This window comes from Mesorhizobium sp. KACC 23794, from assembly GCF_052180275.1.
GTDB lineage: Bacteria > Pseudomonadota > Alphaproteobacteria > Rhizobiales > Rhizobiaceae > Kumtagia.
Genome location: NZ_CP197465.1, coordinates 2,093,319 through 2,114,239, shown reverse-complemented (window position 1 = coordinate 2,114,239; position 20,921 = coordinate 2,093,319). Strand labels below are relative to the sequence as shown.

Annotated in this window: 16 protein-coding genes; 8 read left to right on the top strand and 8 right to left on the bottom strand. The window is 64.6% G+C overall.

The annotated features are described in order from the left end of the window. Nucleotides 1-153 precede the first annotated feature (153 nt). The 4 genes from hemH (at nt 154) to ACSBOB_RS10335 (ending at nt 3,991) form a co-directional block, all read left to right on the top strand. Entirely contained in the window at nt 154-1,173 is a 1,020-nt protein-coding gene (gene hemH / locus ACSBOB_RS10350; RefSeq protein WP_442582312.1) for a ferrochelatase, read from the top strand. Nucleotides 1,174-1,246: 73 nt separating this feature from the next. Beyond that, entirely contained in the window at nt 1,247-2,458 is a 1,212-nt protein-coding gene (locus tag ACSBOB_RS10345; protein WP_442582311.1) for an NAD(P)/FAD-dependent oxidoreductase, read from the top strand. A gap of 113 nt (nt 2,459-2,571) precedes the next feature. Further along, the gene (locus ACSBOB_RS10340) at nt 2,572-3,522 is read left to right on the top strand and encodes an SPFH domain-containing protein (protein WP_442582310.1); all 951 of its coding nucleotides are present in this window, start codon (nt 2,572-2,574) and stop codon (nt 3,520-3,522) included. A 10-nt stretch (nt 3,523-3,532) separates the two neighbouring features. Beyond that, complete coding sequence (locus ACSBOB_RS10335; protein ID WP_442582309.1) at nt 3,533-3,991, top strand: NfeD family protein; 459 nt, start codon at nt 3,533-3,535, stop codon at nt 3,989-3,991. A 6-nt stretch (nt 3,992-3,997) separates the two neighbouring features. On the opposite strand, the gene ACSBOB_RS10330 is transcribed toward ACSBOB_RS10335, so the two are convergent. After that, complete coding sequence (locus ACSBOB_RS10330) at nt 3,998-4,996, bottom strand: KpsF/GutQ family sugar-phosphate isomerase (RefSeq protein WP_442582308.1); 999 nt, start codon at nt 4,994-4,996, stop codon at nt 3,998-4,000. Between the two features lie 146 nt (nt 4,997-5,142). On the opposite strand from ACSBOB_RS10330, the gene ACSBOB_RS10325 reads away from it, so the two are divergent. Next, nucleotides 5,143-6,831, top strand: coding sequence for an outer membrane beta-barrel protein (locus ACSBOB_RS10325; RefSeq protein WP_442582307.1), 1,689 nt, complete (start codon nt 5,143-5,145; stop codon nt 6,829-6,831). 34 nt (nt 6,832-6,865) lie between these two features. On the opposite strand, the gene galU is transcribed toward ACSBOB_RS10325, so the two are convergent. Then, nucleotides 6,866-7,759: a UTP--glucose-1-phosphate uridylyltransferase GalU gene (gene galU / locus ACSBOB_RS10320; RefSeq protein ID WP_442582306.1), complete on the bottom strand. Its 894-nt coding sequence runs from the start codon at nt 7,757-7,759 to the stop codon at nt 6,866-6,868. A gap of 212 nt (nt 7,760-7,971) precedes the next feature. Here galU and ACSBOB_RS10315 point away from each other — a divergent pair, with 212 nt between their 5' ends. Both ACSBOB_RS10315 and ACSBOB_RS10310 read left to right on the top strand, forming a co-directional pair. Beyond that, nucleotides 7,972-9,198, top strand: coding sequence for a lytic murein transglycosylase (locus tag ACSBOB_RS10315; protein WP_442582305.1), 1,227 nt, complete (start codon nt 7,972-7,974; stop codon nt 9,196-9,198). A 16-nt stretch (nt 9,199-9,214) separates the two neighbouring features. Beyond that, nucleotides 9,215-10,474 carry an SGNH/GDSL hydrolase family protein gene (locus ACSBOB_RS10310; RefSeq protein WP_442582304.1) on the top strand — a complete coding sequence of 420 codons (1,260 nt, stop codon included), beginning with the start codon at nt 9,215-9,217 and terminating at the stop codon, nt 10,472-10,474. Nucleotides 10,475-10,484: 10 nt separating this feature from the next. On the opposite strand, the gene ACSBOB_RS10305 is transcribed toward ACSBOB_RS10310, so the two are convergent. The 4 genes from ACSBOB_RS10305 to gltB all read right to left on the bottom strand — a co-directional run bounded on the left by ACSBOB_RS10305 (nt 10,485) and on the right by gltB (nt 17,341). Next, entirely contained in the window at nt 10,485-11,939 is a 1,455-nt protein-coding gene (locus tag ACSBOB_RS10305; RefSeq protein WP_442582303.1) for a glutamate synthase subunit beta, read from the bottom strand. Nucleotide 11,940: 1 nt separating this feature from the next. Continuing rightward, complete coding sequence (locus ACSBOB_RS10300) at nt 11,941-12,282, bottom strand: DUF5615 family PIN-like protein (RefSeq protein WP_442582302.1); 342 nt, start codon at nt 12,280-12,282, stop codon at nt 11,941-11,943. A gap of 41 nt (nt 12,283-12,323) precedes the next feature. Then, nucleotides 12,324-12,569: a DUF433 domain-containing protein gene (locus ACSBOB_RS10295; protein WP_442582301.1), complete on the bottom strand. Its 246-nt coding sequence runs from the start codon at nt 12,567-12,569 to the stop codon at nt 12,324-12,326. Between the two features lie 68 nt (nt 12,570-12,637). Then, nucleotides 12,638-17,341, bottom strand: coding sequence for a glutamate synthase large subunit (gene gltB, locus ACSBOB_RS10290; RefSeq protein WP_442582300.1), 4,704 nt, complete (start codon nt 17,339-17,341; stop codon nt 12,638-12,640). 462 nt (nt 17,342-17,803) lie between these two features. Here gltB and ACSBOB_RS10285 point away from each other — a divergent pair, with 462 nt between their 5' ends. After that, on the top strand, nt 17,804-18,856 hold the full coding sequence (locus ACSBOB_RS10285; protein WP_442583704.1) for a threonine aldolase family protein: 1,053 nt from the start codon (nt 17,804-17,806) through the stop codon (nt 18,854-18,856). A gap of 104 nt (nt 18,857-18,960) precedes the next feature. Here ACSBOB_RS10285 and ACSBOB_RS10280 read toward each other — a convergent pair whose 3' ends face one another. Both ACSBOB_RS10280 and ACSBOB_RS10275 read right to left on the bottom strand, forming a co-directional pair. Continuing rightward, on the bottom strand, nt 18,961-19,431 hold the full coding sequence (locus ACSBOB_RS10280) for an Hsp20 family protein (protein WP_442582299.1): 471 nt from the start codon (nt 19,429-19,431) through the stop codon (nt 18,961-18,963). A 448-nt stretch (nt 19,432-19,879) separates the two neighbouring features. Continuing rightward, nucleotides 19,880-20,806, bottom strand: coding sequence for a hypothetical protein (locus tag ACSBOB_RS10275; protein ID WP_442582298.1), 927 nt, complete (start codon nt 20,804-20,806; stop codon nt 19,880-19,882). Nucleotides 20,807-20,921 lie beyond the last annotated feature (115 nt).

Genomic DNA, 20,921 nt, shown 5'->3' with positions numbered 1-20,921 from the left:
AATGCCAACGGCCCGGCCTCCCGCCGGGCCGTTTTCATGTGCGGCCACAGGCTGCATTGAATTCGGCGGGTTTGCGGCTACGTATCGGCGGTCGGAGAGCACAGCCTTATGACTTCAGCCACTGCCGGACCGAGAGCAAGGCAACCGTCCGCCATGACAACGGGGGATGATGCGCGTCCCGTCGCTCCTTCGAAGATCGGCGTCATGCTGGTCAATCTCGGCACGCCGGACGGCACCGATTTCTGGCCGATGTGGCGCTATTTGCGCGAGTTCCTGTCCGACCCGCGCGTCATCGAACTGCCGCGTTTCGTCTGGTATCCGATCCTCTACGGCGCGGTGCTCACCACCCGCCCGCGCAAATCCGGCGCCAACTACGCGAAGATCTGGAACCGCGAGAGGAACGAGTCGCCGCTGCGAACCATCACCCGCGCCCAGGGCGAAAAGCTGGCGGCGGTCTTTGCCGGCGACGACCGGATCGTCGTCGACTGGGCAATGCGCTATGGCAATCCCTCGACCAAAAGCGTCGTCGACAAGCTGGTTGCGCAAGGCTGCGATCGTATCCTGACCTTCCCGCTCTATCCGCAATATTCGGCAACGACGACGGCGACGGCCAACGACAAGCTGTTCGACGCGCTGGCAAAAATGCGCAACGCGCCCGCAGTGCGCACGGTGCCGCCCTACTATCACGAGCCGGTCTATATCGAAGCCCTCGCCCGCTCCATCGAGGCGCATCTGAAAACGCTGCCGTTCGAACCGGAGGTTGTGCTCGCCTCCTTTCACGGCATCCCAAAACCCTATTCAGACAAGGGCGACCCCTATCGCGGCCATTGCCTGGAGACGATCCGGCTGCTGCGCGAAAAACTCGGGTGGAGCGAGCAGAAGATCGTCACCACTTTCCAGTCACGTTTCGGCGCGCAGGAATGGCTGCAGCCCTACACCGACAAGACAGTGGAGAAGCTGGCGCGCGACGGCGTGAAGTCCATCGCCGTCATCAATCCCGGCTTTTCCGCCGACTGCATCGAGACGCTGGAGGAGATCGCGGTCGAGGCGGCGGAGATTTTCCATCACGCCGGCGGGCAGAATTTTTCGCATATCCCATGCCTCAACGATTCCGTCGAAGGCATGCAGGTCGTCGAGACGATGGTCCGCCGCGAACTTTCCGGCTGGATCTGAGCACGCTTTCGAGCATTGCGGAACACCTGCGATGCTGCGCCGTTGACGCTTGCCTCCGACCTGGAACTTTCTCATGCAGCGCAAACTCGATCTTCGTACCGGACGTCCGGTCTGGTCCGCCTACCGCGCGCCGGGCGTTCCGGCGGGCAATCTGAGGCAGGACATCACGACGGATGTCGTGGTGGTCGGCATGGGCATCAGCGGCGCGATGATCGCCGAGGCGCTGACCGCCAACGGACACGACGTGGTTTGCATCGACCGGCGCGGGCCGCTGGTCGGCTCCACCGCCGCGACGACCGCGCTCGTGCAATACGAGATCGACCAGCCACTGTCGGTGCTGGCCGGCAAGATCGGGCGCGGCAAGGCCGAAACCGCCTGGCGCCGCTCCCGCCTCGCGGTCGCCAATTTGCAGGCGCGCATCGAGGACCTGCAGATCGACTGCCTGATGGAGCCGCGGCAGTCGCTGTTCCTCGACGGTAACGCCCTGTCGCCCACGCAATTGCGGGAAGAAGGTGAGACGCGCCGCCAGGCCGGGCTCCGCACAACCTACCTGAAGCCGCTGGAACTTGCCGAACGCTTCGGCATCAAGGGCCGTTCCGCGCTGCTCAGCCATGGCAACCTGGCGCTCGACCCGCGCAAGCTGACGGCGGGCCTCTTGAAGAAAGTGGTCGAACGCAAGGGGCGTCTCTACGCACCCGTCGAGGCGACGGGGATCACCGGGACAGCGGACGACCTGACGGTCGCAACCAGGGACGGCCCGGTCATTTCGGCGAAGAGCGTCGTTCTCGCCACCGGCTACGAACTGATGGACGCGGTACCGGCAACCAAGCACCAGGTCATCTCGACCTTTGCCATCGCGACCCGGCAGCAAAAGCAGAACGTCTGGCCCGGCGCGGCTTTCATCTGGGAGGCGTCGGATCCCTATCTCTACATGCGCTCCACGCATGACGGTCGCATTATCTGCGGCGGCGAGGACGAGGAATTCAGCGACGAGGCCCTGCGCGATTCGATGATCGAGGAAAAGACCGCGACAATCTCGCAAAAGCTCCGGCGCATGTTCCCGCATCTCGACACATCACCGGAATTCGCCTGGGCCGGGGCCTTCGGCACGACCGATACGGGGCTGCCGATGATCGGGACTCTCCCGCGCAAGCCAAACCTCTTCGCGGTGATGGGTTATGGCGGCAACGGCATCACCTATTCGCAGATCGCCTCGGAGCTGATCGCCACGGCGCTGGCCGGAAAGAACGACCCGGACACCGACATCTTCGCCTTTGCGCGCTGATCGCCCGGCTTTCGGACATAGGCCGATTGTATAGCTGTCAGAACCAACCTAAGTGATTCGCGGGGCCGGGCGGCACTGTTGGCGCGGCCGGCGCTGCAACTGGAGGGAATTGCGTGGATTTCACCGGCTTCGACATCACCATCTTCGCGCTTGCAGTCTTTGTCATCGCAATATTGTTCGCCGGTATCAGGACCGTCAGCCAGGGCTACAACTACACGGTGGAGCGCTTCGGCCGCTATACCAGGACCCTGACGCCAGGCCTCAACCTTATCGTCCCCTTCATGGACCGCATCGGCGCCAAGCTGAACATGATGGAGCAGGTGCTGGACGTGCCGACCCAGGAGGTGATCACCCGCGACAACGCCACCGTGGCGGTCGACGGCGTCGCCTTCTACCAGGTGCTGAACGCCGCGCAGGCCGCCTACCAGGTCTCCAACCTGCAGAACGCCATCCTGAACCTCACCATGACCAACATCCGCTCGGTCATGGGCTCGATGGATCTCGACGAGCTGCTCTCCAACCGCGACCAGATCAATGAGCGCCTGCTGCGCATCGTCGACGAGGCGGCGCATGTGTGGGGCATCAAGGTGACGCGCGTCGAGATCAAGGACATCAACCCGCCGGCGAACCTGGTGGAATCCATGGCCCGCCAGATGATGGCTGAGCGCAACAAGCGCGCCCAGATTCTTGAAGCCGAGGGCCTGAAGCAGGCGCAGGTGCTGGAAGCCGAGGGCCGCAAGGAAGCTGCCTTCCGCGACGCCGAGGCGCGCGAGCGCGCTGCCGAGGCCGAGGCCCGCGCCACGCAGGTGGTGTCGGAAGCCATCGCCAAGGGCGACGTCCAGGCGATCAACTACTTCGTCGCCCAGAAATACACCGAGGCGCTGTCGCACATCGCCTCGTCGAGCAACAGCAAGGTCGTGCTGATGCCGCTGGAGGCATCCTCGCTGATCGGCACGCTGGGCGGCATCGGGGCAATCGCCCGCGACGTGTTCGGGCATGACGGCGGCCCAGCTCCACGCTCGCCGGCCCGCCCGCCGGTGACGCGCGTGCCGGACCAGAGCTGAGGACGCGCGGATGATCGAATGGCTGGTCGACCAGCTCGGGCCATGGAACTGGATGGTGGTGGGCCTGGCCCTGCTTGCCATCGAAATACTGGTTCCCGGCTTCTTCCTGCTGTGGATCGGCCTTGCGGCCCTCGTCGTCGGCGCGCTCTCGCTGGCGCTGTGGAACACGGCGTTCTGGGGCTGGCAGGTGCAGGTGATCCTCTTCCTGGCGCTGTCGCTGTTCGCGGCCTATGCCGGCTACAAGCTCATGGGTGGGCGCAAGACCGAAAGCGACCAGCCGCTGCTCAACCGCCGCGGCGAACAGCTGATCGGCCGCACTGCGACGCTGACGGAGCCGATCCAGGAAGGCTACGGCCGCATACAGCTCGGCGATACGATGTGGCGTGTGTCGGGTCCCGACCTTCCGGTCGGATCCAGGGTGAAGGTCGTTTCGGTCGCCGACCTGGAACTGGTGGTGGTCGCGGCCTGACGCCGCCTAGGCGACGCCGACCTTGAGCAGGTCGTGCAGGTGGACGAAGCCCGCGACCTTGTTGTCTTCCACGACGATCAGCCCGGTGATCGACGATGTCTGGATGCGTTGCAGCGCGGTGGCGGCCAGTTCGTCAGGCTCGATCCACTTCGGATTGCGCGTCATCACCTCATCGACGATCTTCGACGGCAGGTCCTCGCCGATCTTGCGGCGCAGGTCGCCGTCCGTAATGATGCCGGCGAGGCCGCCCTCGGCATCGACGACCACGACGCAGCCGAAGCGTCTGCTCGACATGGCGACGATCGCCTCCTTCATGCCCGAACCGACGAGGATGGTCGGGATGCCGTCGCCCGTATGCATGATGTCGCTGATCTTCGTCAGGCTGGCGCCGAGCTGGCCGCCCGGGTGGAAGGTGCGGAAGTGATCGGGCGTAAAACCGCGCAATTCCAGCAAGGCGATCGCCATCGCATCGCCGATCACCAGTTGCTGCAGCGTCGACGTCGTCGGCGCCAACCCGTGCGGGCAGGCTTCAGGCGTCTTCGGCAAGTTGATGACGACATCGGCGGCCCGCGCCAGCGCCGACTCGGTTCCCGACGTGATAGCGATCAGCGGAATGGAGAAGCGCCGGGAATAGGCGATGATGCCCTTGAGCTCGGCTGTCTCGCCGGACCAGGACATCGCGATGATGGCATCGTTCTTGGCGATCATGCCAAGATCGCCATGGTTGGCTTCGGCGGGGTGCACGAAGAAGGCCGGCGTTCCGGTCGAGGCCATCGTCGCGGCGATCTTCGAGCCGATATGGCCGCTCTTGCCGACACCGGTGACGATGACGCGCCCCTGGATGCGGGAGATCAGCTCGACGGCGTTGGCGAAGGGTTCGGACAGGCCGTTGTTCAGGGCAGCAAGAAGCGCGGCGACGCCCGCCTGCTCAATCGACACCGTTCTTATCGCCGATGCAATCGAGAAGGAACGATCCGGCTGTATCTTCACGGACGCTAGAACCATGCGAATCCGATTAGCGCTTTGGCGCCGTCCTGTCCACCGCGAAGACGCGATTGCCCACCGCGCTCTGCGAGCAACACAACATTAACCATCCGCATTTACGGTTCGGTAAGCATGGCGCGCAGGCGTCACCGAGCCATTGGAAATTCATGCCGCGGGTCCGCACAAAACCAACGTACAGCCTGCGCGCGAAGGCGATCGGCCTTCTGCTTGCGTCGGCGAGCGTATGGGTGATGGCGGGCGCGGCATCCGCGCAGGATACAAGTGGCCTGCGGGGCGCCATACGGCCTGGTTCGGAGGCCACCGATCCACAGGCCACCGGTGCGACGCAGGCGCCGCCCGCCTATGTTCCCGTGAGCCCCGGCGCGGTTCCGGACGAGCCGCCGGCGGATACGCCGGGCCAGCCGCGCGGCTCATTGTTTCCGCAAGATGCGGGAGACACGGCAAGCTTCAACGGCGACCTGCCCGTCCCCGCGGCCCGCCCGCCCTCGACCGCGCGCGACCGCAAGCGGGCGCAGCAAGAAGCGCCGGCACGGGCTAATACGCGCGATACGAGAAGCGGAGAACCGGCCCAGGACCAGGGGAACGACACGACCGGAACCGTCCGTGCAGAGCCAATAGGGCCTGCCGAGCGGATCGGCGTCCCCGACGATGCCGGCCGGGTCGAGGCGATCGAGGTGCTCGACGGGCGCACCGAGCCGGAGAACCCTTACGCTCCTCTGGGCATCCGCGTCGGCACGTTCATCCTGCGCCCGACCATCGAGCAGGGGGTCACCGTCACCTCGAACGCCAACTACAGCGTCGACGGCAAGGGGGCCGTGCTTTCGGAGACCACGCTGCGGCTGAACGCCATTTCGGACTGGAGCCAGCATTCCGCGACGCTCGACGCCTATGGCGTCTTCCGCAGGTCGCTCTCGGGATACGAGCTGGAGGACTCGCGCATCGGCGCGGTTGCGGCGCTGAACCTCGACATCTCCGAAGAGCTTCAAGGGCGCGGCACGTTGGAATACCTGCGTTTGCCGGAGACCGCTTCGTCGCCGGTGGTAATCGAGGGAACCGCCTCGGATCCGATCCACCAGACCTTCAGCGGCAGCCTCGGCCTCGACAAGGATGTCGGCAAGGCGCGTTTCGGCATAACCGGCCGGGTCGTTCGCGATGTGTATGGCGACGCCGACCTCTCGGACGGCGAAACGCTCTCCCAGAAGGACCGCAACGCAACGCTTGTGACGGGTCTGCTGCGCGCCGGATACGAGATCTCGCCGGCGATCACACCCTTTGTCGAGATCGAGGGCGGCCGCCAGTTCTATGACGAGAAAGTCGACAGCGCCGGCTACCGCCGCTCCTCTGACCGCTACGGCGCGCGCGCCGGCGTCGAACTCGACCTCAGCGAGAAGCTGACCGGAGAATTTGCGGGCGGCTGGATTCGCGAGAAGTTCGATGACGACCGGCTCGTGCCGATCGAAGGGCCGACCCTCAGCGCCCTCCTCACCTGGTCGCCGGAGCGGGAGACCACCGTAAACATCGAGGCCGCCACGACCGTGGAGGGCACGACGACGGCAGGCGAAAGCGGTTCCATCCTGCATGCGGTGCAAGTCGGGGTCGAACGCCAGGTGCGCGCCAACCTGACCGCCAACGCCAAGCTGGGCGTCGGCTACCGCAACTATGCCGATTCGGATTCGCACGACGTGCTTTACAACGCGGAAGTCGGCGCGACCTGGTGGCTGAACCGCTATGCCGGCATCACCGGGCGGCTGCGCCATGACGGCCAGCAAAGCAACATCGAAGGCCGTGCCTACACGGCCAACAGCGTCTTCCTGGGCCTCAAGGTCCAGCGCTGATCCGACGGCCTTCGAGAGCGCGAGGATTTTCCGCTTACGCGTCGCTGCCGGGATCGAGGTCGGCGATGAGGCGTTCCAACATCGCCAGGACGCCGCTCCGCATCGCCGGCCGCGCCAGCGCGAAGGCGATGTTGGCTTCCACGAACCCTTCCGGCGACCCGCAATCGTAGGTGCTGCCCCGATAATGATAGCCGAAGAAGGGCTGGCGCTTCTCCAGCTTGAGCATCGCGTCGGTGAGCTGGATCTCGTTGCCCGCACCCCGCTCCTGGCTCGCCAGCACCTCGAATATCTCGGGTTGCAGGATGTAGCGGCCGTTGATGAAGAGGTTGGACGGCGCGGTGCCGGCCTTCGGCTTCTCGACCATCTGGGTGATCTCGAAGCCGTTGTGGATATCCTTGCCCTTGCCGACGATGCCGTATTTGTGCGCTTCGGCCGGATCGCATTCCTGCACGGCGATGATGTTGTTGCCAGTCTCGCCATAGAGCTCGACCATGTCCTTCAGGCAGCTCTTTTCCGATTGCATGATCATGTCGGGGAGCAGCAGCGCAAAGGGTTCGTCGCCGACGATGTCGCGCGCGCACCATACGGCGTGGCCGAGCCCGAGCGGCACCTGCTGCCGGGTGAAGCTGGTCTGGCCGGGTCCGGGCTGCAGTTTCTGCAGGTACTCCAGCTGCTCGGTCTTGCCGCGTTGTGCCAGCGTCTCGTTGAGCTCGAACTGCAGGTCGAAATGATCCTCGATCACACCCTTGTTGCGGCCCGTGACGAAGATGAAATGCTCGATGCCGGCTTCCCGCGCTTCATCGACGACATACTGGATCACCGGCCGGTCGACGACTGTGAGCATTTCCTTCGGGATCGATTTGGTCGCCGGAAGAAACCGGGTTCCAAGGCCCGCAACGGGGAAGACAGCTTTTCTGACTCGCTTCATCGCCTAGACTATCCATTCATGCTTTGAGGCTGCACCCAACCCGGAAGACATTGTCATGCCTGAATTTAGGAATAGTTCCCGTCGCAAGAAGGCGGGATGCTGCCAACAACCGATTTCGCAAATTTTGGTTCCGGCGAGCTCTATGGTAAACCAATTGATAACCGCCTTTGGCGATGAATGAGTCTTTCTGGTATATCGAACTGGAGGGAAACATGCTCGTTCGCACCACCGCTAGACGCCTCGCCGGCGCCGCGGCCGCTGCCGGCCTGTCGATCGCAATCTTCATGTCGGCCACGCCGGCCTTCGCCGATGCCGGCTTCGAGCGCTGGGTGGCGGGTTTCCGGGCCACGGCCGTGGAGAGCGGCGTTTCGGGTGCAACCTACGACCGGGCCTTTCGCGGCGTCAAATCCGCCGATCCGGAGGTGATCGAGAAGGCCCGCTTCCAGCCGGAATTCACGGCTCCCGTCTGGGACTATTTCGACAACCGCGTGCATGAGCAGTCGGTCGAGGTCGGCCGCGCCATGGCGAAGAAGTGGAAGCCCTGGCTCGACAAGATCGAGGCGCGCTACGGCGTCGACCGCAACATCCTGCTGGCGATCTGGTCGATGGAATCGAACTATGGCGAGATCCTCAAGAACGACAAGGTGATGCGCAATGTCGTGCGCTCGCTGGCGACGCTCGCCTATGCCGACCAGAAGCGCGCGAAGTTCGCCCGCACCCAGTTGATCGCCGCGCTGAAGATATTGCAGTCGGGCGACATCGACGAAAGCCACCTGATGGGGTCGTGGGCGGGCGCCATGGGGCATACCCAGTTCATCCCGACATCCTATCAGGCCTATGCCGTCGACATGGACGGCAACGGGCACAGGGACATCTGGAACTCGGTGCCCGACGCGCTCGCCACCGCCGCCAACCTTTTGAAGAAGAACGGCTGGCAGGCCGGCAAGACCTGGGGATACGAGGTGGCGCTGCCTGCGGGCGGCAAGTTCCCGAAAGGCTCGATGTCGCTGTCGAAGTGGCAGACGCTGGGCGTCACCCGCCCGAGCGGAAAACCCTTCCGCAACGGCGCCGACAAGGCCGAACTCAAGGTCCCCGACGGGCGCGGCGGCCCTGCCTTCCTGATGACGAAGAATTTCTACGTTCTCAAGCGCTACAACAATGCCGACAAATATGCGCTTGCCGTCGGCCTGCTCGCCGACCAGATCGCAGGCTATGGCGAGTTGGCGCAGGACTGGAACCGGCCGTTCACGAAACTGTCGTTCGCCGAGAAGCAGGAGCTTCAGGAGCGGCTGATGGCGCATGGCTATTACGACGGAAAGGCGGATGGCAAGATCGGCGAAGGGTCGCGTTCGGCGATCAAGGCGTTCCAGCTCCAGGCCGGCATGGAGGCAGACGGACATCCGAGCCTCGAAGTGCTGAAGAACTTGCGGAAGAACTAGGCTGCGGAGATGTTTCTTGCGTGCTAGGCGGCCTTGCTCGGCGCACCCGCATGTCCTGCCAGTGCTTCTTGGCGCCGTCGCGTTGCTCGCGGCAGGATTGTCGGCGCAGACGACCTCCGCTTTCGCGCAGGAAGGGACGCAGCCCTGGTCGCTGCGCGATCTTTTCGCACCACACGAGCCGCGACACGCCGATCCGCAGACCGGCGCGTCGCCGAGCATCGTGACGATACCGGCCGCCAAGGCGCCGGCCGCCCGGAAATCCATCATCCTGCGCGATCCGCAACCCGACGCCGTCATCCTGCCCAAGGCGCCCGACGCCAAGGTGGTGCTGGTGGTCGGGGACTTCGTTGCCGGCGGGCTGGCCGAAGGGCTGAACGCCATCTTCTCCGCCGACCCGCAGGTGCGCATCGCCGACCGCTCCAACGGATCGTCGGGCTTCGTGCGGGAGGACCATTTCGACTGGCCGGGCCAAGTCGCCGCCATCATAGAAGCCGAGAAGCCGGCCGCCATCATCGTCGTCATCGGCGCAAACGACCGGCAGCAGATGCGGATCGGCACGACAGGCCGGACGTTGCGGTCGGAGGCGTGGACACGGGAATATTCCGCCCGCGCCGCGAACTTCGCCAGCGCCGTCGCGCAGACGAACGTTCCGATGGTCTGGGTGGGCACGACGTCGTTCAAGTCGCCAAAGGCCTCTTCGGACATGCTGGCGCTCAACGAAATCTACCGCAAGGTCGCGGCCGATGCTGGCGCCCAGTTCATCGATGTCTGGGAAGGGTTCGTCGACGAGAAGGGAACCTTCGCAACGGTCGGCCCCGACATCAGCGGCCAGCCCGTCCGGCTGCGCGCCGACGACGGCATCAGCCTCACGGCCGCCGGCAAGCGCAAGCTGGCCTTCTACGCGGAAAAGACGCTGAAGCGGCTGATTGGCGAAGGCGGCGGTGCCGATCCGGCGCCATCGGCACCGGCGGCCCTTCCTACCGTTTCGGCCGGGCCTGGCCTGTCGGCCCCGACGGACCGAACGATGCCCGTCTCGCTCGACGATCCCAAGCTCGATGGAGGCGCGGAACTGCTCGGGGCAAGTGTGGCCTCCGGCCTGGTGACACGGCCGACAAGCAGACCCCTGGCGGTCCGGGGCGCCGCGACGGTGACAGGCAGGGCGGACGATTTTTCCTGGCCGCGCAGCGACGCGCCGGCTCCATCAGCCACGCCTCCGCCCCGATCGGCAACCGCCACCCCTCCGCCGGGGCAGCAGACGCCACAGGCAGCGAACTGACGGGATCGCCTCAGCGCGGCAGGACGGACACGCCCATCAGCGCCTCGTCGATAGACTGCGCCGCCTGCCGGCCCTCGCGGATCGCCCAGACGACCAGCGACTGGCCGCGCCGCACGTCGCCGGCGGCATAGAGCCTGTCGACGCTGGTGCGATAATCCTTGTCGTTGGCGGCGATGTTGGTCGACCGCCGCGTGTCCTTGATCACCTGCAGGCGTCCGTCGAGATCCTTGAGCACGCCCTGCGCCAGCGGGCCGGCAAAGCCGATGGCGATGAAGGCGAGATCGGCGCGGATGACGAATTCGGAACCGGCGATCGGCTGCCGCTTCTCGTCGACCTCGCAGCATTTTACGCCGGTCAGCGCGCCGTCCTCGCCGATGAACTCCAGCGTCGCCACCTGGAACTCGCGCTCGGCGCCTTCGGCCTGCGAGGAGGAGGTGCGCATCTTGGTCGCCCAATAGGGCCACACCGCGAGCTTGTTTTCCTTTTCAGGCGGCTGCGGCCGGATGTCGAGCTGCGTCACCCTAACAGCGCCCTGGCGGAATGCGGTGCCGACGCAGTCCGACGCCGTATCGCCGCCGCCGACGACGACGACATGCTTGCCGCCGGCGACGATCGGCTGCGACGGCCAGGCGACGGAATTGATGTCCTCGCGCCCGACACGCTTGTTCTGCTGCACCAGATACGGCATCGCGTCGTGCACGCCCTCGAAATCGTCGCCCGGAATGCCGGCGGCGCGCGGCGTCTCGGAGCCGCCGCAATAAAGCACCGCATCGTGTTCGGCGAGCAGGTCGTCGACGCTCTTGTCGACGCCGACATTGACGCCGCAATGGAAGGTGACGCCCTCGCCCTGCATCTGCTCGACGCGGCGGTCGATGAAATGCTTCTCCATCTTGAAGTCGGGAATGCCGAAGCGCATCAGCCCGCCGGGCTTCGACTCGCGCTCGTAGAGATGAACGTCGTGCCCGACGCGCGCCAATTGCTGGGCGGCGGCCATGCCGGCCGGACCGGAACCGATGACGGCGACGCTCTTGCCGGTCTTCTTCTCGGGCGGCTGCGGCCGGACCATGCCGAGTTCGTAGGCCTTGTCGGCCAGCGCCTGCTCGACCGTCTTGATGGCGACGGGAATGTCCTCGAGGTTCAGCGTGCAGGCTTCCTCGCAGGGCGCGGGGCAGATGCGGCCGGTGAACTCCGGGAAATTGTTGGTCGAATGGAGGTTGCGGATCGCGTTCTCCCAGTCGCCATTGTAGACGAGGTCGTTCCAGTCCGGGATTTGGTTGTGGATCGGGCAGCCGGTCGGCCCATGGCAGAACGGCACGCCGCAATCCATGCAGCGCGCTGCCTGTTTCTCGACCTCCTTGTCCGACATCGGCAAAGTGAATTCCTTGAAATGCCGGATGCGGTCGGAAGCCGGCTGGTACTTGTGCACCTGCCGGTCGATCTCGAGAAAACCCGTTACCTTGCCCATTCTAGTTCCTATCAACCACTTTGTTCGGCAACGCACGCTGCCGTGTCCGATTAGGCTCGATCGTCGTGAATTGTCCGATCAAACCGTCTCCTAATCTCACCATCCGCCCGGCCACGCCGGATGCCGTGTTTGTTTTCTCGCCTTGGAAGGCCGACAGGCGCACCCGAACGACACCATAAGCCTCCAGACCATCTCGAAAAATCAGGTCGCCGAAATCCGCGTCCTCGGTAACGATCAGGCAATTCCCCGACATCGAAAGCCTCACGATCTCCATGTCGGAAAGGCCTGGCGAAGTTTCGTGTATCCAATCTCCGTTCCAGCCGAGGTCCCGCAGGGCCTCCACGACGACTCGCCAAACGCATTGGTCGGCGAGAAACCTCACAATCACTCTGCCGCGTGAACAACCGGAGGCGCCGAGCCTGCCACCTGATCGGCGGCAAAGGAGATAGCGGCCTGGATATCCTCCTTCGTCAGCCAGGGATGCTGATCAATGATTTCCTCGATCGACCAACCCGCAGCCAGGCATCGAAGGACGTGCTCGACCGTGATCCGGGTTCCATCGATGCGCGGTTTCCCGAACATCGTGTCGGGAGTTGAAACGATCCTCGGATGCTTGTCAGCGTTTCTCATGGCCATCGTCCGTATACAGGTCACTCGTGTCGAAACAGGACGAAGTATAGCATAAGCTCGGCCGTCCCCTACTCAGCCGCGACGCTCATCCGCATGCGCTCCATTTCGATCAGGGCGCGGCGATACTCGACCGGCATGACCTTGCGGAATTTCGGCCGGTAGGTCGCCCAGTCCTCAAGGATCGCCTTGGCGCGCGTCGAGCCCGTATAGTGCGCGTGGTTGGAGATGAGTTGCACCAGCCGCTCCTCGTCGTGCTTGGTCATGTCGCCCGACACGTCGACCCGGCCCTTGTGGGCGATGTCGCCGCCGTGGTGATGCAGCTTCTCCAGCATGTCGTCCTCTTCCGGGACGGGCTCCAGTTCGACCATCGCCATGTTGCAGCGCTCGGCGAAGTCGCCCTCCTCGTCGAGCACATAGGCGACGCCGCCCGACATGCCGGCCGCGAAGTTGCGGCCGGTCTTGCCGATGACGACGACCACGCCGCCGGTCATGTATTCGCAGCCATGGTCGCCGACGCCCTCGACGACCGCCGCCGCGCCGGAGTTGCGAACTGCGAAGCGCTCGCCGGCGACGCCGCGGAAGTAGCATTCACCCTCGATCGCGCCGTAGAGCACGGTGTTGCCGACGATGATGGAGTCTTCGGCGACGATGTTGGAATCCTCCGGGGGGCGGATCACGATGCGACCGCCGGAAAGCCCCTTGGCCACATAGTCGTTGCCGTCGCCGACCAGTTCGAACGAGATGCCCCGCGCCAGGAAGGCACCGAACGACTGGCCCGCCGTTCCGACAAGTTTCACCGAGATCGTGTCGTCCTTCAGGCCCTTGTGCCGGAAGCGCTTGGCGACCTCGCCGGCAAGCATGGCGCCGGCCGAGCGGTCGACGTTGCGGATCGGCACTTCGATCTTGACCGGGATCCTGCTCTCCAAGGCGGGACGAGCAAGTTCGATCAGCTTGCGGTCGAGCACGTCGTCGATCGGGTGCTTCTGGCGCTCGGTCCAGTGCGTGGCTTCGGCCGGTGCATCCGGCTTGAAGAACATGCGGCTGAAATCCAGCCCCCTGGACTTCCAATGATCGATCACTTCCCGCTTCTCCAGCAGTTCGGAAGCGCCGACGATCTGGTCGATATGCGAAAAGCCCATCTCCGACAGCAGTTCGCGTACTTCTTCCGCGACATAGAAGAAGTAGTTGATGACATGCTCGGGCGTGCCCTTGAAGCGCTTGCGCAGCACCGGGTCCTGGGTGGCGACGCCAACCGGGCAAGTGTTCAAATGGCACTTGCGCATCATGATGCAGCCGGCAGCGATCAGCGGCGCCGTCGAGAAGCCGAACTCGTCGGCCCCCAGCAGCGCGCCGATGATCACGTCGCGGCCGGTGCGCAGGCCGCCGTCGACCTGCAGCGCCACGCGGCTGCGCAGGCCGTTCAACACCAGCGTCTGGTGCGTTTCCGCCAGCCCCATCTCCCAGGGAGACCCGGCATGCTTCAGCGACGTCAGCGGCGATGCGCCGGTGCCGCCGTCATAGCCGGAGATGGTGATGTGGTCGGCGCGCGCCTTGGCAACGCCAGCGGCGACCGTGCCGACGCCGACCTCCGAGACGAGCTTGACCGACACGTCGGCCGCCGGGTTGACGTTCTTCAGGTCGAAGATCAGCTGCGCCAGATCCTCGATCGAATAGATGTCGTGGTGGGGCGGCGGCGAGATCAGGCCGACGCCCGGCGTCGAATGCCGGGTCTTGGCGATGGTCGCGTCGACCTTGTGGCCAGGCAACTGCCCGCCTTCGCCGGGCTTGGCGCCCTGCGCGACCTTGATCTGCATCATGTCGGAGTTGACGAGATATTCCGCCGTGACGCCGAAGCGTCCGGAGGCCACCTGCTTGATCGCCGAGCGTTCCGGGTTGGCCCCGCCGCCCGGCAGCGGCAAGTAGCGATCCGGCTCCTCACCGCCCTCGCCGGTGTTCGACTTGCCGCCGATCCGGTTCATGGCGCGCGCCAGCGTCGAATGCGCCTCGCGGCTAATGGAACCGAACGACATGGCGCCGGTGGAGAACCGCCGGACGATATCGGCGGCCGGCATCACCGCGTCGAGGGGCACCTTCTTGCGGCCCGTCTCGTCGGCCAGCCTGATCGTGAACAGGCCGCGGATAGACTTCGCCCGCGCCGCATAGCTGTCGATCTGCGTGGAGAACTCCTTGAAGGTCTCCCAGGAGCCCTGGCGCACGGCATGCTGCAGCGACGCCACGGCGTCGGGCGACCAGATATGCGCCTCGCCGCGCATGCGGAATAGATACTCGCCGCCGACTTCCAGCGCGTTGCGCAGCACCGGGTCGTCGCCGAAGGCGTCGGCGTGGCGGCTCGTCGTCTCGGCCGCGATCTCGTCCAGCCCGACGCCTTCGATCAGCGTCGCCGTGCCGGTGAAATACTGCTCGACAAAATCGGTCTTAAGTCCGATCGCGTCGAATATCTGCGCGCCGCAATAGGACTGGTAGGTCGAGATGCCCATCTTGGACATCACCTTGAGGATGCCCTTGCCGATCGACTTGATGTAGCGCGCGACGATCTCGTAGGGGTCGACCTCCTTTGGCATCTCGCCGCGCTTGTGCATGTCGAGCAGCGTGTCGAAGGCGAGATAAGGGTTGATCGCCTCAGCGCCATAGCCGGCAAGGCAACAGAAATGATGCACCTCGCGCGGCTCGCCGGATTCGACGACGAGGCCGACGGACGTGCGCAGCCCCTTGCGAACCAGGTGGTGGTGCACGGCGGCCGTCGCCAGCAGCGCCGGGATGGCGATGCGGTCGGGGCCAACCTGCCGGTCGGACAGGATGATGATGTTGTAGCGGCCGGCGACAGCCGCCTCGGCGCGGTCGCACAGCCGCTCCAGCGCCCCGCGCATGCCCGCCGCTCCCTCGGTGGCGGAATAAGTGACGTCGATCGTCTTGGTGTCGAAGCTGTCCTCGGTGTGGCCGATGGAGCGGATCTTCTCGAGGTCGCCATTGGTCAGGATCGGCTGGCGCACCTCCAGCCGCTTGCGGCGCGAGGTGCCGACAAGGTCGAGGATGTTCGGCCGCGGCCCGATGAACGACACCAGGCTCATCACCAGTTCCTCGCGGATCGGATCGATCGGCGGGTTGGTGACCTGCGCAAAATTCTGCTTGAAGTAGGTGTAGAGCATCTTCGACTTGTCCGACATCGCCGAGATCGGCGTGTCGGTGCCCATCGAACCCACGGCCTCCTGGCCGGTGGTGGCCATCGGCGACATCAAGAGCTTGGTGTCTTCCTGCGTGTAACCGAACGCCTGCTGGCGGTCGAGCAGGGTCACGTCCTTGCGCAGCGCGCGCGGCTCGACCGGCTTCAACTCCTCCAGGATGAGTTGGGTGCGCCCCAGCCATTCCTTGTAGGGATGCCTGCCGGCGATCTCCGACTTGATCTCGTCGTCGGAGATGATGCGGCCCTTGTCGAGGTCGATCAGCAGCATCTTGCCGGGCTGCAGGCGCCACTTCTTGACGATGCTCTTTTCGTCGACCGGCAATACACCGGCCTCCGACGCCAGGATGACCCGGTCGTCGTCGGTGACGAGGTAACGCGCCGGCCGCAAACCATTGCGGTCAAGGGTGGCGCCGATCTGCCGGCCATCGGTGAAGGCAACAGCCGCCGGCCCGTCCCACGGCTCCATCAGCGCAGCGTGGTACTCGTAAAAAGCCTTGCGGTCCTTATCCATCGACTTGTTGCCGGCCCAGGCTTCCGGGATCAGCATCATCATCGCATGGGCAAGCTTGTAGCCGCCCTGGAACAGGAACTCGAGCGCGTTGTCGAAGCAGGCGGTGTCCGACTGCCCCTCATAGGAGATCGGCCACAGTTTTGAGATGTCGTTCCCGAACAATTCGGAATCAACCGATGCCTGGCGCGCCGCCATCCAGTTGTTGTTGCCGCGCACGGTGTTGATCTCGCCATTGTGGGCGACCATGCGATAGGGATGCGCCAGCTTCCACGACGGGAAAGTGTTGGTGGAGAAGCGCTGGTGAACGAGGATCAGCGCCGTCTCGAAGCGCGGGTCGGAAAGATCCTTGTAATAGGCGCCTACCTGGTAGGCCAGGAACATGCCCTTGTAGACGATGGTGCGCGCCGACAGCGACACGCAATAGGCGCCGATGTCCTTGTTGTTGTTCTCGGCGTAGATGCGGCCGGAAATCACCTTGCGCAGCAGATAGAGCCGCGCCTCGTATTCCTCATCATTGTCGATGTCGGGCGTACGGCCGATGAAAACCTGACGATGGAAGGGTTCGGCGGCCGCAATGTCCGGAGCCTTCGACAACGATGAATTGTCGACCGGCACATCGCGGAAACCCAGCAGCGGCAAACCCTCGGACTGCGCCGATTCGGCGATGATCTCGTTGACATGCTCGCGCAGTGCTGCGTCCTGCGGCATGAACCAGTGGCCGACGCCATATTGCCCGACGGGCGGCAGGTCGATGCCCTGCTTGGCCATCTCCTCGCGGAAGAACCTGTCGGGAATCTGCACGAGCACGCCGGCGCCGTCGCCCATCAGCGGATCGGAACCGACCGCGCCGCGATGCGTCAGGTTGTTCAGCATGAACAGCCCGTCCTTGACGATCTGGTGCGACTTGACGCCCTTCATCTGCGCGATGAAGCCGACGCCGCAGGCGTCATGCTCGTTGCGCGGATGATAGAGGCCCTGTTCGGTGGCGCGTTTGACGGCGGCGGCATTCGTCGTGGCGGCGGCAGCAGGCGCGCGCGTCGAAGATGTCATGTCCGTCATGGTCAGCCTCCGTTCGTTCCGGCTCCCTGCCTGCCGCGCCGCCGGAGGGCGCCGCGAAGGCAGGTGCGGGCGTTCGTATCGAAATTCACCGCTGGCGGCTCGCTGCCGGATAGCACCCGCGCGCCGGACCCGTGTCAATCCGGCATGCGGACGCATCTCACAGAACTGGCCGGAAACGAGACGTTTTCAACGCTCGATCCGGCGGCCACTGCGCGGATAAATAAGACAGCACTGCTGTCCTAAATTTGTTATGGCAGAAATCTCGCGAGGGCACAAGACCGAATCGAAAACAATCGAGAGGAGTCGCGAAATAATCTGTCGCGAAATACCGTCGATGACGCAACTTCCGGTCGCAGCATTCAGCAGCGCCTGGCCGAGCGATAGCACCCGCTGGCCCTTGAAACCGCCGGCCAAATCCGGTCTTGTCCCCGCTCCCGCCAGACAAGCTTCATGGGCCGCCTTATGTATTTTTCCTCCGACAACTGGGCCGGCGCCCACCCCAAGGTAGCCGAGAGTCTTTCGCGCCATGCCGGCGGGTTCGACGCCGCCTACGGCAACGGAACGCTCGACAAGAAGGTGGCGGAAAAGTTCAACGCGATTTTCGAACGCGAGGTGGAGGTCTTCTTCGTCGGCACCGGCACCGCGGCGAATTCGCTCTCGCTTACGCTGTTCAACCGTCCCGGAGGCATCTCCTTCTGCCACCGCGAGGCGCATGTGATGGACGACGAATGCGGCGCGCCCGAATTTTTTTCCGGCGGCTCCCGGCTCTTCGCCGTCGACGGCACCATGGGCCGCATGTCCGCCGACACTCTAGACCGCGCCATCGGCCGCTTCGTGCCGACCTTCGTCCATTCCGGCCGGCCGATCGCGGTCACCATGACACAAGCGACCGAGTCGGGAACCGTCTATTCGCTGGATGACATTTCGGCGCTTTCGGCGGTAGCCAAAAAATACGATCTGCCGCTGCATATGGACGGCGCGCGATTCGCCAACGCGCTGGTCTCGCTTGGGACGACGCCGGCCGAAATGACCTGGAAGCGCGGCGTCGACATCCTCTCCTTCGGCGGCACCAAGAATGGCTGCTGGTGCGCCGAGGCGGTCGTCCTGTTCGACAAGTCGAAATCGGAGGAGCTCGCCTTCATCCGCAAGCGCGGCGCGCAGCTCTTCTCGAAATCGCGCTTCATCGCGGCACAGTTCGACGCCTATTTCAGGGACGGGCTTTGGCTGGAGACAGCTGCGCACGCCAACGCAATGGCGTCGCGGCTGGCGGATGTGTTCAGGCGTTCGAACACGATGCGGCTGGCCTGGGAGCCGCAGGCCAACGAGGTGTTTCCGATCATGAAGAAGGAGACGATGGCCAAGGCCCTCGCCGCCGGCGCCGCCTTCTACGAATGGCGCCCGCCGCAGGGTTTTGCCGAACCGATCGCCGACGACGAGATGATGTGCCGGCTGGTCACCAGCTTTGCCACCACGGCGGATGACGTGGACAGGTTCGCCGCGTTGATCGGCGCCTGAGGCCGCGCCCCTTCGGATCGAAGGCCTGACCGGGGACGCGATAAGCCTCCGCAAACGCAAAGCGGCGCCCTAAGGCGCCGCTCGCGGGAGGATGCGAAGCCGGCTCAGTTGACGGTGTTCGCCTCGATCTGCTTGGCTTTGGCCGAGGTGCTGGTAATCGCGATCTTGCGCGGCTTCAGTTCCTCGGGAACGTTGCGCTTCAGATCGATGTGCAGAAGGCCGTTCTTGAGGGCGGCGCCGACGACTTCGACATGGTCGGCAAGCTGGAAGCGCCGTTCGAACGAGCGCGCGGCGATGCCGCGATAGATCACTTCGCTGCCTTCGCCATTGCCCTCTTCCTTGCGCTCGCCCTTCACGCTGAGCACGTTGCGGTGCGACTGGATCTCGATCTCGCTATCGGAGAAACCCGCCACCGCCATGGAGATGCGGTAGGAATCCTCGCCGGTGCGCTCGATGTTGTAGGGCGGATAGCTGGGCGATGCGCTCTCGGGCTGACCGAGCGAGTCCAGCATGGTGAAGAGCCGGTCGAAGCCGACGGTGGAACGATAGAGAGGGGAAAAATCAACATGACGCATGGTCTGTTCTCCTGTTGAGCAACATTTCTGGCGTTTGATCCGTCGCGAAACCCGTCTTCGGCCTTTCGCATGGACCAGCGGCCCCTTGATTGGCGACCGCAGGAAATATTTGGGTGGGCGAAATCCGCATTTCAAGGAATTTTCCAGCCCGCGCATCGTTCACCCGATGAACGGCGGATGAACCTTGCCTTCGGCCTGCGTTCAGCAAGGTCCGGCTATGGTCATCCCGCATCGAGAGAAAGCGATGCGCCTCGGCGCAACGCCAAGGAGCCGGACCGGGTGTAACGTCCCTTCCACCCGGATCGACAAAGGGCCGGAAGTCCGCGCGAGCGGCTTCCGGCCTGCTCCGTTTGTGTCGCGATGGATTTTACGGAACGCAGTTGTTCTCGCCAGGCCGCGAAAAACCGCGGTGGCCGCCGATCCCCAGCATGTCCAGAGCCGCAACTCATCAAGACGTGTCGAGCGCGTAGACGGCCAGCGCATGGGAGTGCGCCAAAATCTCGTCGATGTCGCGGATTTTTCGCGGATGATCGGCGCTCGGCTCGTAGCGGGACAGCCGGCCCCCGGGCGGGCGCCCGGGCCGCAGCGGCGAGATGCGACGGAATCGGCCGGCGTCAATCCCTCGCCTGTTTTGCGCGACCCCGGCGTCGCGGGCCTCCCGATCCCGCGCAAGCGCCGCATCGTTGCGCGCTTTCCAGCGGGCAAAGCGCCTTGCCTGTCCCGGCAGGTCGTTCAGTGCTTCGGACAGTGCGGCGAGCCGTTGGCCGAGGCGCAAGGCGTCGACCGGATCGTCAGGCGAGGGCGGCGCCGGAAAACAGGACGGCTCGCTGACGCCGGGAAAGAGGATGCGCGGTGCGACCCGGTCGGGCACAAGCGGGCGAAAACCGCGGAACGGGCGTTTCAGCGGATCGAACAGCGACAGGCTGACGGAGCGCGGGCGGGCGGCGGCTCTCTTCGCCGCGGCGGCCGTTGCCGCAAGATCGGCGCGCGACACGGTGACGGCGATGCCGAAGCGGCGCAGGAGGGGATCCATGGTCTTGGCTTTCGGCTGGCCTGGGCGCGGTGGCGGCAGGGTTATGACCATCCCGCGCGCCGCCGCGATGATCAGCCGCCGGGCGGCGGCTTCGGCCGGATGTAGCAGCTTCAGGATCGCGCGGTGGAGCCGGCGAGGCAGAGTAAGTGCCGGAGACAGTGCCGGTGTAAGTGCCGGGGACAGTTTACTTTTTTCGGCCCGCGCGACATCTGGAGCGCTGGGGCTTTTCTGCCGAAAGAAAGTAAACTGTCCCCCAGTGCTCAACCCGGCCATGGCCAGCAGCGAGACGAGGATGCGCTTCAGCGCCTCGCGGTTCCGCTCGATTGCCGCACTCCCGTCCATCGACGCCCCCTCCAGCCACCATGGCCAGCCCGACGAGTATGAGTCCGGCTTTTGGGGTGGGGAGGAAAATTGCGTTCGACAGCGCTTTGCATGTCGGGCGGAAGAAGACAGGTCC